Annotated in this window: 11 protein-coding genes; 6 read left to right on the top strand and 5 right to left on the bottom strand. The window is 53.9% G+C overall.

Annotated elements, in window-relative coordinates:
* Nucleotides 1-110 precede the first annotated feature (110 nt).
* The 3 genes from INT21_RS07780 (at nt 111) to INT21_RS07790 (ending at nt 3,375) form a co-directional block, all read left to right on the top strand.
* A complete protein-coding gene (locus INT21_RS07780) occupies nt 111-2,012 on the top strand; it encodes a methanol/ethanol family PQQ-dependent dehydrogenase (RefSeq protein WP_226912491.1) in 1,902 nt (633 codons plus the stop codon).
* Between the two features lie 72 nt (nt 2,013-2,084).
* A complete protein-coding gene (locus INT21_RS07785; RefSeq protein ID WP_193059708.1) occupies nt 2,085-2,771 on the top strand; it encodes a pentapeptide repeat-containing protein in 687 nt (228 codons plus the stop codon).
* Between the two features lie 7 nt (nt 2,772-2,778).
* Nucleotides 2,779-3,375, top strand: coding sequence for a rhodanese-like domain-containing protein (locus INT21_RS07790; RefSeq protein ID WP_193059709.1), 597 nt, complete (start codon nt 2,779-2,781; stop codon nt 3,373-3,375).
* Between the two features lie 62 nt (nt 3,376-3,437).
* On the opposite strand, the gene pqqE is transcribed toward INT21_RS07790, so the two are convergent.
* The 5 genes from pqqE to pqqA all read right to left on the bottom strand — a co-directional run bounded on the left by pqqE (nt 3,438) and on the right by pqqA (nt 7,197).
* Nucleotides 3,438-4,646: a pyrroloquinoline quinone biosynthesis protein PqqE gene (gene pqqE, locus INT21_RS07795; protein WP_193059710.1), complete on the bottom strand. Its 1,209-nt coding sequence runs from the start codon at nt 4,644-4,646 to the stop codon at nt 3,438-3,440.
* The gene (gene pqqD / locus INT21_RS07800; RefSeq protein ID WP_193067976.1) at nt 4,639-4,941 is read right to left on the bottom strand and encodes a pyrroloquinoline quinone biosynthesis peptide chaperone PqqD; all 303 of its coding nucleotides are present in this window, start codon (nt 4,939-4,941) and stop codon (nt 4,639-4,641) included. Before pqqD ends, pqqE begins: the two co-directional genes overlap by 8 nt.
* Before the next feature lie 31 nt (nt 4,942-4,972).
* Nucleotides 4,973-5,761 carry a pyrroloquinoline-quinone synthase PqqC gene (gene pqqC / locus INT21_RS07805; protein WP_193059711.1) on the bottom strand — a complete coding sequence of 263 codons (789 nt, stop codon included), beginning with the start codon at nt 5,759-5,761 and terminating at the stop codon, nt 4,973-4,975.
* Nucleotides 5,762-6,090: 329 nt separating this feature from the next.
* On the bottom strand, nt 6,091-7,014 hold the full coding sequence (gene pqqB / locus INT21_RS07810; RefSeq protein ID WP_193059712.1) for a pyrroloquinoline quinone biosynthesis protein PqqB: 924 nt from the start codon (nt 7,012-7,014) through the stop codon (nt 6,091-6,093).
* Nucleotides 7,015-7,125: 111 nt separating this feature from the next.
* A complete protein-coding gene (gene pqqA, locus INT21_RS07815; protein ID WP_009722990.1) occupies nt 7,126-7,197 on the bottom strand; it encodes a pyrroloquinoline quinone precursor peptide PqqA in 72 nt (23 codons plus the stop codon).
* A 405-nt stretch (nt 7,198-7,602) separates the two neighbouring features.
* Here pqqA and INT21_RS07820 point away from each other — a divergent pair, with 405 nt between their 5' ends.
* The 3 genes from INT21_RS07820 to katG all read left to right on the top strand — a co-directional run bounded on the left by INT21_RS07820 (nt 7,603) and on the right by katG (nt 13,071).
* Entirely contained in the window at nt 7,603-9,174 is a 1,572-nt protein-coding gene (locus tag INT21_RS07820; protein ID WP_193059766.1) for a Re/Si-specific NAD(P)(+) transhydrogenase subunit alpha, read from the top strand.
* A gap of 16 nt (nt 9,175-9,190) precedes the next feature.
* Entirely contained in the window at nt 9,191-10,633 is a 1,443-nt protein-coding gene (locus tag INT21_RS07825; protein WP_089040540.1) for an NAD(P)(+) transhydrogenase (Re/Si-specific) subunit beta, read from the top strand.
* Between the two features lie 284 nt (nt 10,634-10,917).
* Nucleotides 10,918-13,071: a catalase/peroxidase HPI gene (gene katG, locus INT21_RS07830; RefSeq protein ID WP_193059767.1), complete on the top strand. Its 2,154-nt coding sequence runs from the start codon at nt 10,918-10,920 to the stop codon at nt 13,069-13,071.
* The last annotated feature ends 114 nt before the right edge of the window (nt 13,072-13,185 follow it).

A 13,185-nucleotide genomic window follows, 5' to 3' on the forward strand; every position in this document is an offset into this window, starting at 1 on the left:
GTTTGTTATCTGAGCTTCTAAGCTGGACTTAGTCTTGCTGGCACCACGCAAGCAGCAGCTTGGCCGCTTTGCAGCCATTGCATTGTGATCATTACTCGGATGGAAAACCCATGACAGACGCTATCAATAACAACACGTCAGCCCGCAAAATTTCGTGGCCCTTTCGCCTGCGTACACTCACCGCCGCCGTTGCTTACGCTTCTGCCTTAGGCGTCGGGGGCATTGCGCTGACAGCCCACGCCAGCGAGGTGACCTGGGACGATATTCTCAATGACCATAACAACACTGAAACGGTGTTGATGTACGGCATGGGCGTGAAAGCACAGCGCTATAGCCCGCTTAATCAAATTAACGCAGATAACGTCGAGATGCTGACCCCAGCGTGGTCTCACTCGTTTGGCGATGAAATGCAGCGTGGCCAGGAGTCTCAGGCGCTGATTCATGAAGGCGTTATTTATGTCACTGGCTCCTATTCACGTATTTTTGCTATTGATGCGCGCACTGGCCAGCGGCTGTGGTCATACAACCATCGCCTGCCCAGCGATATTCGCCCCTGCTGTGACGTAGTGAACCGCGGTGCGGCCATTTACGGCGATAAGGTATTCTTCGGCACGCTGGATGCTGGCATCGTGGCGCTGAACAAAGACACCGGTGAGGTGGTGTGGCGCGAGCGCTTTGGTGACCACCGCGCGGGCTACACCATGACCGGTGCGCCAACGATTGTAGAAGATAGCGAAACAGGTCGCGTGTTGCTGATTCATGGCTCTTCGGGAGATGAGTTCGGCATTGTGGGTAAGCTGTATGCCCGTGACCCTGATACCGGTGAAGAGATTTGGATGCGGCCCTTTGTTGAAGGCCATATGGGGCGTCTGAACGGTGAAGAGAGTACCCCAACGGGTGATGCTAGCGCGCCCTCCTGGCCCGATGACCCAGACAGCGAAACCGGCAAAGTACAAGCCTGGAGCCAAGGTGGCGGTGCGCCGTGGCAGAGCGCCAGTTTCGACCCTGATACCAATACCATCATCATTGGTGCCGGTAATCCTGCTCCCTGGAATGGCTGGGCACGCACCTCGGAAGACGGCGACCCGTCTGACTACGACAGCCTTTACACCTCTGGCCAGCTAGGGATCGACCCTTCGACTGGCGAAGTGAAGTGGTTCTATCAGCACACGCCCAACGACACCTGGGACTTCTCAGGCAATAACGAAATCGTCTTGTTTGAGTACGAAGATGAGAATGGCCGAACGGTGAATGCAGGAGCCCACGCTGACCGTAATGGCTTCTTCTATGTCACTGACCGCACCAACGGCGAGCTCATCAACGCCTTCCCGTTTGTCGATAACATTACCTGGGCTACCCATATTGACCTGGAAACTGGTCGCCCGGTTGAGGCTGAAGGCCAGCGCCCACCGCGCTTGGAAGAGGGACAAACCCGTTCTGAGCCTGTTGAAGTTTCACCACCTTTCCTTGGTGGTAAAAACTGGAACCCAATGGCTTACAGCGAAGACACAGGCCTGTTCTACGTACCGGGTAACCACTGGAAAGAAGATTACTGGACCGAGGAAGTTGAGTACGTGGAAGGCGCAGCTTACCTGGGTATGGGCTTCCGCATTAAGCGTATGTACGACGACCACGTCGGTATTCTACGCGCTGTTGATCCGGTCACCGGTGAGTACGCTTGGGAGCATAAAGAGCCTATGCCGCTGTGGGCAGGCGTGCTAGCTACCCACGGTGATCTGGTGTTTACCGGTACTGGCGATGGTTACTTAAAAGCATTCCATGCAGAAACCGGTGAAGAGCTTTGGAAGTTCCAGGTAGGTACCGGCATCATTTCACCACCGGTTACTTGGGAGATGGACGGTGAACAGTACATTGGTGTTACCGCAGGTTATGGCGGCGCGGTTCCGCTATGGGGCGGTGATATGGCTGAACTGACGCGGCCGATTGCTCAGGGCGGTTCGTTCTGGGTCTTTAAGCTGCCGTCTTTCGTTCAAGATTTGGCTAACCGTTAAGTTATCGACCCCTCTTGGGCGGCTTTTGCCGCCCTTTTTTGAATAACGTTAACGGTAATGGAGAGAATAACAATGATAACTCGCAATGCTCTGCCTTTATGGAGCCGTCAAGCAACGGCGGTTTTTCTCTGCCTTAGCGCGATAGGCAGCGTTGTAGCCGACGATTATGTTGAAGCGTATCAACCGCCAGTGCATAACGGCTGTGAGTTGGTGCCAGGTACTCAGTGCGCCAATATGGATTTATCCGGCGGCGACTTTTCCAATCTTGACCTACAGGGTGCTAACTTTGCGGGCAGTAACCTAGAAGGCTCGGATTTCCGCCACAGCAACCTACGCAGCGTTGATTTTGAAGGGGCATCGCTGAGACATGCCAACCTCAATCGTGCACGCATGCCCAACACGCATTTACGCGGCGCCGATCTTTCCCATGCCAGTTTGGTTGGATTGGATAGCTGGAGTATTTATGCCCAGGGCGCGACATTTGATTATGCCGATTTGACCGGCGCTAACCTTGAGTTTGCCCGGCTTTCCGGGGCCAGCATGCAAGGAGCAACGTTGATGGGCAGTAATCTGGAAATGGCCTGGATGAATAAGGTCAACCTGATCGGTGCGGACCTGCGCGATGCTAATCTGCAAGAAGCAAAAATGAACATCACGCGGCTCAATGATGCTGATATGACCGGTGCACGCATCCACTACGGCAACTTCCAAATGGCCCAAATGGAGGGTTGTACCGCCTGCCCGTTTGATTGGGAGTAATGTCACCATGTCGACACAACCTTCGGCGTACTCTGTGCGCCGCTATATGCTCTGTGTGGTGTGGGCAGCGGGTGTATTCAGTGGAGCGGTACACGCTGAAGCGCCCACCGCGACATTTAACCAAGAAGGCTATCGTTTGCCGCCTTTTAAAGCGCCTGTTACCGCACCGCTTCCAGGGGTGACCACGTTAGATGACCATGCTTTTCAAGCGCTGCTGGCGTCACCGCCAGTGATTCTGGTGGATGTCTACGCGCTGCCCTGGCATAACGGTCTTTTTCTTCAGGACAGTGCGCACTTAACGATTCCAGGCAGTATTTGGCTGCCTAATGTGGGCGCAGCTAGTTTGGAAGAGGAGTGGATTGATTATTTCACCACAGCACTGGATGCGCAGCGTAAGCACGCTGAAGCCGCGCCGCTAGTGTTCTTCTGCCGTGCTGACTGCTGGCTTTCCTGGAACGCTGCACGGCGCGCTGAGGCAATGGGCTATGAAGAGCTCTATTGGTACCCAAATGGGGTGGATGGCTGGCAAGCGAGTGGACATTCGTTAGCAGCCGTTTGCCCGCAGCTGCCCGCTCATGCTGAGCGAGCTACCTGCGAGCCTTAATCGGTTTGTTGCTGATAGCCAGGTTGATTACTAATCAATAGATTTATTACGGATAAACAGGCTTATTGCCGGTAAATCAGCTCAAGTGGTTGGCGGGGCGAAGGCGCTGCCAAGCCATTCTGTCTCAAGCCGCTTTGAATTTCAGCCTGACCCTGCAACTGCTTTGACTGGCGGGCATTGCGGGGAATCAGCGTCGCTTGATCGGGTGTGTTATGGCTGTTTTCTGCGATTAGGCTCTCTAACAACCCATGCTGGGGAGAGTGCTGGCACACCGGGTCGGTGGCGTTCATATCACCGGTTAATAAATAGGCTTGGCAGCGGCAGCCGCCATGGTCTTTGTCGCGGTCGTCGCACTGTTGGCAGAGCGTAGGCATCCACTGGGTGCCGCGAAAACGGTTGAACGCATCGCTTTGGTACCAAATGTCCTGCAGCGACGTCTCTTTGACGTTCGGAAATGCCATCGGTAGCTCCCTGGCGCTGTGACAGGGCAACACGGCGCCATCTGGGGCAACGGTCATAAAGATACTGCCCCAACCACCCATGCACGCTTTAGGCGCTTGCTCAAAGTAGTCCGGCACCACAAATAGTAATGACATATCGCGGCCACGTGCCGCGAGTGTTTCACGCCAGCGATTGGTTTCCGCCTCGGCGCGTACCAGCTGTTCACGGGTAGGCATCAACGCCTGGCGGTTCAAAAACGCCCAGCCGTAATACTGGCAGTTGGCCAGTTCAACCGCATCCGCGCCTAGCTCATCGCAGAGGGCAATCAGGTCGCCAATTTGATCGATATTGTGCCGATGCAAGACCACGTTTAATACCATGGGGTAGCCAGCGGCCTTGACCGCTTTGGCCATGGCTAGCTTGTTGGCGTGGGCCTTGGTAGAGCCTGCCAGCGCTTGAGCAAGTTCGGGGTCGGCGGCTTGCAGGCTAATCTGGATATGATCCAGGCCCGCTTCTGCCAGGGCGTCTACCCGCTGGGCAGTGAGGCCCACGCCGGAGGTCAGCAGGTTGGTGTAAAAGCCTAGCTGGCGTGCTTCGCTTACCAGCGCTTCCAGGTCTTGACGAATCAGCGGTTCGCCGCCGGAAAAGCCAAGCTGTGCCGCCCCCATCGCCCTGGCTTGGCGCAGCACGCTAAACCACGCGTCGGTATCCAGCTCGTTTTGGTAACGGGTAAATTCCAACGGGTTAGAGCAGTAAGCGCACTGCAGTGGGCAGCGGTAGGTGAGTTCCGCCAGCAGCCATAAGGGCGGTGAGGTCGTTTTATTAACCACAATGAACCTCCTTCACGGCTAGCCAGCCGTTACCGCGGGCTTCCTCGATAAACTGCACGACATCGTCTGCTAAGGACTCCGCGCTTGGGTAGCGCTGCTGTAGGGTGGCGATAATATCGGCGATGGAGTGATGGCCATCAACCTGCTCAAGAATCGCACCGGCAGTCGCGCTGAGCTTGACCATGCCTTCGGGATAAAGAATGACGTGGCAGCCCTGAATGGCTTCCCACTGTAAGCGCCAACCGCGTCGCAGCTGGTAAATATCTTGATGTGATATGACGAGTTGCTGTGACATGGTGAATTCCCCAACGCTAGTCGATCATTGCCTAGTAAAGTGACTGCTCAAGCCCACGGTGATACACCGCTTCGCGGGTGACGGTGTGGTAAGGCGGGCGGTCTAACTGATAGGCCATGGTCATGGCATCCAACATGCTCCATAGCACATCGAGCTTAAATTGCAGAATATCCAGCGCGCGCTGCTGCAGCGCCACCGTGGTACATACGCCTAAAGCGATTTCCAGGCCGTGCTCGACGTCTCGGCGGGCTTCGCTGAGCCGCTTCCGAAAATAGCGATAGCCTTGCTCGTTAATCCACGGGTAGTGCTGAGGCCAGGTGACCAGGCGGTTTTGGTGGGCAAGCGGCGCAAATAGCTCGGTAAGCGATGAGATCGCCGCTTCCTGCCAGGGGGCTCGGGCGACAAAGTGGCGGTAGGCATCCACCGCAAAGCGCACCCCGGGTAGCACACGCTCCTGGGAAAGCAGTGTATGACGGTGTAGCCCTACGGCTTCACCTAGGGCTAACCAGGCCTCAATCCCGCCTTCATCTCCGGCGTGGCCATCATGGTCAAGCAGGCGCTGCACCCATCGCCTGCGGGTAGCAGCATCTGGGCAGTTGGCCAGCAGCGCGGCGTCTTTTTGGGGAATCATCAACTGGTAGTAAAAGCGATTAGCCACCCAGCCTTGCAGTTGTTCCTGGGTAAGCTCGCCGTTGGCCATCGCCTGTTGAAAGGGGTGATTAAGATGGTAGTACTGCCCTTTACCCATTAGCGTTTCACGAAACGCCTCCCGACTGAGCGGGGTGGCAGAAGCACTGGGCGTTATCGCTGTCATCGCCATAGTCGATTTCCTGGTTATTTTTGTAATATCTAATGTATATATTGCTGATTTAAATGGCTTTTATTTTTAGCCATTTTTTATGCATAGAATTTATTTAATGAAACAGGTTATTTGGTTATAGCTCGCTCTGTTTGAATTATTTTATAAAGTTATATGCTTATTTTGGTTTAATTTTGTCAGGACCTGTTTTTGCACCTTTTATCGACCTACTATCTTTTAAATTCTACTAACCTAGTGCTTTTTTAATCTAAGATTTAGGTCTGGATGTTAATAGATTAATACTCAATAATTCTAAGATAAGAGAGTGTTTAAGGTCTGTGAACGTCGACCTAAAACGTCAGTTTCATTCCGTCGTAAGCTGTTTCGATGCCTGCGGCCTGCAATGTTTTCGCTGCATCGCTAGCGCCGTCCAAAATCGGATTGGTGTTGTTGATATGAATCAAAATACGCTGCGTGCTGCTGGGTAGCTCGTTCAATAGCGCACACATACCGCTGCTGCCATTGAGCGCGAGGTGACCCATCTGTTGGCCTGTGGAGGTGCCCACGCCAAGTGCCTGCATTTCGTCGTCTTCCCACAGGGTGCCATCCACCATCACTACATCTGCGGCGTTTAAGAAACGCATGGCCAGCGGTGTCGGGTTGCCAAGCCCAGGGGCGTAGCACAGCGATTTGCCACTGCGACGGTCAACAATATATAGCCCTAAATTATCGCCACAGGAGGGCGCGCCGCGCCGTGGTGAGTAGGGCGGGGCATTGCTGTGTAGTGCAAAGGCGGTGAGCGCGATATCTGGCAGAAAGGGAATCGAAAACTCGACAACTTCCTGATGATCTTCCAACTCAATCGGCTGCCAGCGTAGTCCGCCCCAGTGTTCCAGCATCGGGAATAGCGGAAAACCAGTCGATAAATCGCGATGCACATTAGGCGTGCACCACACCTCTAACGGGCAGCCTTCTCTTAGGGAGAGTAGCCCGGTGACGTGGTCGATTTGGGCATCTACCAGTAGCACGCCACGAATACCGCTACCACGCAGATCACTTGGCCATAATTCCGGGTTGGTATTGAGCTGAGCGCGAATATCTGGGGACGCATTGCATAGCAACCACTGCTTGCCATCCACGCTTAACGCAATCGATGATTGAGTGCGAGGTTGATGATTGGCACTGCCCAGGCGAGCGTGGTAGCAGTTAGGGCAGTTGCAATTCCATTGGGGAAAGCCGCCGCCTGCGGCAGCCCCAAGAACTAAAATCTGCATAGACTGACCTCCTACGTGAGTGCTGTGGATGTGCTATGAATCCCGGGTGAAAGCCCCTACCTGATATAAACCCAATAAGGCAGGTAGGGGCCGCGGTTCAGTCGCTAGCGATTAGCGGGTAGAGATATACAGCGTTACTTCAAAGCCAAGGCGCATGTCCTGATACGTCGGTTTAGTCCACATAAGTGACTCTCCTGCGTTGTTAAGCATGTTGTTGTGAGTGTCGTTACAAACGTCGTGACAAATGTCGTTATAAGTACTGTTGTGGGCGTTTTTGGAGGTTAATCATTATTGCCATACCCACTACTTCAGTTAATCATGGGTAGGACGAATTGAATGCGGTACTTTGGAAGTAGTTTTCTCTAACTTTTGGTGGGGAATCGTTGTTAAAAAGGGTAGTGTTGTAGTTAAACAACCCAATTGAATCGAAGGTTGAATAGTAACTGGCGGTCGCCGCGTTAGATCCTAAACTGCTATCTGGCGCGACGACGCATGTCAGTAATAATGCCCAGCGTCCAATAACCAAGGGTGAAAATATGACTGTTTTGGTCATGACGCTGGAAATGGGCTAACCAAGGGAGAAAGCGTGTGAAAATAGGCGCACCGAAAGAGACAGCTCAAGGAGAAGCGCGTGTAGCGCTTACTCCTGAGAGCGCAAAACAGCTTCAAAAGCTAGGCCATGAGTGCTTGGTGGAAGCCAGCGCAGGGGCTGCTGCGGGCTTTAATGACGACACGTATCGCGACGCGGGTGTCAGCGTTGTGGAAAGCGCGGAAGCGCTGTGGCGTGATGCGGACGTGGTGATTAAAGTCCGTGAACCTTCGGAAACTGAGGCTCACTATTTACGTGAAGGTCAGACGCTGATTGCGTTCTTCTGGCCAGCACAAAACGAAGCACTGTTGGAAACCTGTAAAGCTCAGGGCGCGTCTGTTATTGCGATGGACATGGTGCCACGTATTTCCAGAGCGCAGAAAATGGATGCGCTCTCCTCAATGGCCAATATCGCGGGCTACCGTGCGGTGATTGAGGCGGGCAATAACTTTGGCCGCTTCTTTACTGGCCAGGTAACCGCCGCCGGTAAAGTTCCCCCTGCCAAAGTATTGGTGATCGGCGCGGGTGTGGCGGGCTTGTCGGCGATTGGTACCGCGGCTAGCCTTGGCGCTGTGGTGCGTGCATTTGATGTGCGCCCAGAGGTGTCCGAGCAGATTGAATCCATGGGCGCTGAATTCCTGTTTCTCGATTTTGAAGATAGTCAGGACGGTTCAGAAAGCGGTGGCTATGCCTCACCCTCTAGCCCAGAGTTTCGCGAGAAGCAGCTAGAGTGTTTCCGCGAACAAGCACCGGATGTCGACATTGTCATCACCACGGCGCTGATTCCTGGCAGGCCCGCGCCAAAGCTGTGGCTGGAAGATATGGTGGCAGCCATGAAACCTGGCTCGGTGATTGTCGACTTAGCCGCTGAAAAAGGCGGTAACTGCGATTTAACCAAGCCGGACGAGCGTGTGGTATCTGATAACGGCGTCGTGGTGGTCGGCTATACCGACTTCCCCTCACGCATGGCCACCCAAGCGTCGCTGCTTTACGCCACCAACATTCGCCACATGCTAGCCGACCTCACGCCTGAGAAAGACGGCGTCATCCATCACAATATGGAAGATGATGTCATTCGCGGTGCTACGGTCACGCACCAGGGCGAAGTCACCTTCCCGCCGCCGCCACCCAAAGTAAAAGCTATCGCTGCGGCGAAGCCAAAGAAAAAAGAGAAAGAACCAACGCCTGAAGAGAAGAAGGCTACTGAACACGCGGCGTTTAAAGCGCAAACCAAGCGTCAAGTAGGCTTGCTCGCCGTTGGTGGCGCGCTAATGCTGCTGTTGGGCCAAATAGCCCCAGCCTCATTTATGCAGCACTTCATTGTGTTTGTGTTGGCGTGCTTCATTGGCTTCCAGGTGATTTGGAAGGTGAGTCATTCGCTGCACACGCCGTTAATGGCGGTCACTAACGCTATCTCCGGCATCATTATTTTAGGGGCAATTTTGCAAATCGGTTCAGGCAGTGGCGTCGTTATCGTGCTGGCGGCCATTTCGGTACTGATTGCATCGATTAATATCGTGGGTGGCTTCCTGGTGACACGCCGGATGCTTGCCATGTTCCAAAAATCCTAAGCGGCGGAGAAACGAGATGTTAGGACAAGGATTCGTATCTGCCGCGGCAATTGCGGCAAGTGTGCTATTTATTTTATCGCTAGGCGGCCTGAGTAATCAGGAGAAAGCCAAGCGTGCCGTATGGTACGGCATTGTGGGTATGGCCGTAGCGGTGTTCTTTACCTCCCTCGGGCCAGGTATTGGCGGCTACTGGTGGCTGGTTCCGGCGATGTTGATCGGTGCTGGGATTGGTGCCTATGTCGCAGGCAAGGTCGAAATGACCGAAATGCCTCAGTTGGTAGCGGCACTACATAGTTTTGTGGGTTTGGCAGCGGTCTTTGTTGCCTGGGGCGCAGATTTAGAGCGCCGCCGGGTGCTGGCCGCACAAGCGGCCGACGGCGCGATGCAAGAGTTTTCTGCGTTTGCTGCATTGGTGGCCACGAAGGCTCCTGCTGAGCTGACCTTTTTGCAGATTGAGGTGGTGTTCGCGATTTTCATCGGTGCGGTGACCTTTACCGGCTCGGTGATTGCGTTCGGTAAGCTGGCAGGCAAAGTGGATGGCAAGCCTCGTCAACTACCGGGTGGGCATATGCTCAACGCCGGTGCTGCGGCGCTTTCGCTGCTGCTCGCGATTATGTACCTCAATGGTGCAGGCTTCTGGACATTGCTCGTGCTGGCGGCGCTGTCATTCTTTATTGGCTATCACCTGATTATGGGCATTGGCGGTGCGGATATGCCAGTGGTGGTGTCGATGTTGAACAGCTACTCCGGCTGGGCAGCGGCGGCGATTGGTTTCACACTTTCCAATGATCTGTTGATTGTTACCGGCGCACTGGTGGGGTCCTCAGGGGCAATCCTGTCTTACATTATGTGTAAGGCGATGAACCGCAACTTCGTTAACGTGATTTTGGGCGGCTTCGGTGGTGCTCAAGGGCCAGCGGCTGAGATTGAAGGCGAGCAGGTCGCGATTGATGCAAGTGGTGTGGCGAGTGCCTTAAACGACGCAGATAGCGTGATTATCGTGCCGGGGTATGGCATGGCGGTGGCTCAAGCACAGAGTGCGGTGAGCGATCTAGTACGCAAGCTGCGGGCATCGGGTAAGACCGTACGTTTCGGTATTCATCCGGTGGCAGGGCGTCTGCCTGGACATATGAACGTGCTCCTGGCTGAAGCCAAAGTGCCTTACGATATCGTGCTGGAAATGGACGAGATCAACGACGATTTCTCAAGTACGGACGTGGTGATCGTGATCGGCTCCAACGACATCGTAAACCCCGCTGCCGAGGAAGATCCCAATAGCCCTATCGCCGGTATGCCGGTATTGAAGGTTTGGGAAGCCAAGCAGGTGTTTGTCAGCAAGCGCGGTCAGGGCACGGGCTACTCTGGCATTGAAAACCCGCTATTCTTCAAAGAGAACACGCGCATGTTCTACGGCGATGCGCGGGATAGCTTGAACGCACTGTTGCCAATGGTGGAGTAAAGGTAAGAAAACGCTACTATCCTGATAGTGGTATGGGCAGGGCGTCTGACGCCCTGCCTTTTTTTATGGGCTAAGTTTTTATTGGCTAAGAAATAGCTAGTTTAATAATAAATAACTATCGATCTATTGGTTTATTACAAATTGTGACTATCGGTGAGGTGCTTTAAAACAGTACATATCAACGCAACGCTTGCTGATTACCTACACTGTAGACAGCAATATGAGATGTCGATCATCTGTTTCCTTGGCGAGTCCAAGGCAAAGAGCAAGAAGGGGAGAGAAACATGAGTGGAAAATGTCCTGTAATGCATGGTGGTAATACGTCTACTGGCACCTCCAACAAAGATTGGTGGCCAGAGGCGTTGAACCTAGACATTCTGCACCAGCATGATCGTAAAACTAACCCGATGGATCCTGACTTTGACTATCGGGAAGAGGTCAAAAAACTCGATTTTGACGCCCTCAAGCAAGATGTTCATGCCTTGATGACTGATAGCCAAGCATGGTGGCCAGCCGACTGGGGCCACTACGGTGGCCTGATGATCCGCATGGCATGGCACTCTGCCGGAACTTACCGCATTGCCGATGGCCGTGGCGGCGGTGGTACCGGTAACCAGCGTTTTGCACCGCTCAACTCCTGGCCGGATAACGTAAGCCTTGATAAGGCGCGCCGTTTGCTGTGGCCAGTGAAGAAGAAGTATGGCAATAAAATCAGCTGGGCCGACCTAATCATTCTTGCGGGTACGGTGGCCTACGAATCTATGGGACTGCCCGCTTACGGTTTCTCGTTTGGCCGCGAAGACATCTGGCACCCAGAGAAAGACATTTATTGGGGGGCTGAAAAAGAGTGGTTAGCGCCTTCTGACGAGCGTTACGGTGACGTTGAACAGCCGGAAACAATGGAGAATCCGCTGGCTGCGGTTCAAATGGGACTTATCTACGTTAACCCAGAAGGGGTTAACGGCCAGCCAGATCCGCTTAAGACAGCTCTGCAGGTGCGCGAAACCTTCGCTCGTATGGCGATGAACGACGAAGAAACCGCTGCCTTAACAGCGGGCGGCCATACCGTGGGTAAATGCCATGGTAATGGCGACGCCGCTGCGCTAGGTGCCGAACCTGAAGCCTCTGACGTTGAAAACCAGGGCTTTGGCTGGGGCAACCCGACCATGGATGGCAAAGCGAGCAATGCCGTGACGTCGGGTATTGAAGGCGCTTGGACCACCAACCCAACTAAGTTCGATATGGGCTATTTCGACCTGCTGTTTGGTCATGAGTGGGAGCTAAGAAAAAGTCCTGCGGGTGCTCATCAGTGGGAGCCTATCGACATTAAAGAGGAAGATAAGCCGGTTGATGCAACCGATCCCTCTGTGCGTCACAATCCGATCATGACCGATGCGGATATGGCGATGAAGATGGACCCGACGTACCGTGCTATTTGCGAAAAATTCATGGCCGATCCGGAGTACTTCAAGCAAACCTTTGCTAAAGCGTGGTTTAAGCTAACGCACCGTGATCTAGGCCCGAAAGCACGCTATATCGGCCCAGAAGCGCCGGCTGAAGACCTTATCTGGCAAGACCCTGTGCCTGCAGGTAGCACCGATTACTGCGAAGAAGTGGTTAAGCAGAAAATTGCTGAGAGCGGCTTAAGCATTAGCGACATGGTCAGCACCGCGTGGGATAGCGCGCGCACTTACCGTGGTTCCGACATGCGCGGTGGCGCCAACGGTGCGCGCATTCGTTTGGCTCCCCAGAAAGATTGGCAAGGCAATGAGCCAACGCGTCTTGCCGATGTGCTAAAAGTATACGAGCAGATCTCTGCTGATACGGGTGCCAGCATTGCCGATGTGATTGTCTTAGCGGGTAGCGTGGCTATCGAAAAAGCGGCCAAAGCAGCGGGCTATGAGGTGCGTGTGCCGTTCCTTAAAGGCCGTGGTGATGCCACTGATGAGATGACTGACGTAGACTCTTTTGAGCCTTTAGAGCCACTTGCCGATGGCTTCCGTAACTGGCAGAAGAAAGACTACATCGTCAAACCCGAAGAAATGCTGCTGGATCGTGCTCAGTTGATGGGGCTCACCGCACCGGAGATGACCGTGCTGTTAGGTGGAATGCGTGTGCTGGGCACCAACTATGGTGGTACCAAGCACGGTGTGTTCACTAACCGTGAAGGCCAGTTGACCAACGACTTCTTTGCCAACCTGACCGATATGGGCAACAGCTGGAAGCCGGTGGGCAATAATGTTTACGAGATTTGCGACCGTCAAACGGGCGCGGTTAAGTGGACAGCCTCTCGCGTTGATCTAGTGTTTGGTTCTAACTCACTGCTACGCTCATACGCAGAGGTGTATGCCCAGGACGATAACGGCGAGAAGTTTGTTAAAGACTTCGTCGCCGCCTGGGCAAAAGTGATGAATGCGGATCGCTTCGACGTCGCATAAACGTCAAAGCAACGCTTGCTCTAAGTAACTTCCCTGTTCTAACCCGCATCGATAGATGCGGGTTTTTTTAATGGTGCGCCAGGCATGGCGCGCAGCGCCTTAACAGGCGCTATT

The sequence above is a fragment of the Halomonas sp. 3F2F genome (assembly GCF_014897805.1).
Classification (GTDB): Bacteria; Pseudomonadota; Gammaproteobacteria; order Pseudomonadales; family Halomonadaceae; genus Vreelandella.

What these genes read in the sequence shown, in the direction of transcription:
- pqqD (WP_193067976.1), bottom strand. Translation starts at nt 4,941, where the DNA reads ATGTCACAGCAACTCGTCATATCACATCAAGATATTTACCAGCTGCGA.
- INT21_RS07785 (WP_193059708.1), top strand. Translation starts at nt 2,085, where the DNA reads ATGATAACTCGCAATGCTCTGCCTTTATGGAGCCGTCAAGCAACGGCG.
- pqqC (WP_193059711.1), bottom strand. Translation starts at nt 5,761, where the DNA reads ATGGCGATGACAGCGATAACGCCCAGTGCTTCTGCCACCCCGCTCAGT.
- INT21_RS07790 (WP_193059709.1), top strand. Translation starts at nt 2,779, where the DNA reads ATGTCGACACAACCTTCGGCGTACTCTGTGCGCCGCTATATGCTCTGT.
- INT21_RS07780 (WP_226912491.1), top strand. Translation starts at nt 111, where the DNA reads ATGACAGACGCTATCAATAACAACACGTCAGCCCGCAAAATTTCGTGG.
- katG (WP_193059767.1), top strand. Translation starts at nt 10,918, where the DNA reads ATGAGTGGAAAATGTCCTGTAATGCATGGTGGTAATACGTCTACTGGC.
- pqqB (WP_193059712.1), bottom strand. Translation starts at nt 7,014, where the DNA reads ATGCAGATTTTAGTTCTTGGGGCTGCCGCAGGCGGCGGCTTTCCCCAA.
- INT21_RS07825 (WP_089040540.1), top strand. Translation starts at nt 9,191, where the DNA reads ATGTTAGGACAAGGATTCGTATCTGCCGCGGCAATTGCGGCAAGTGTG.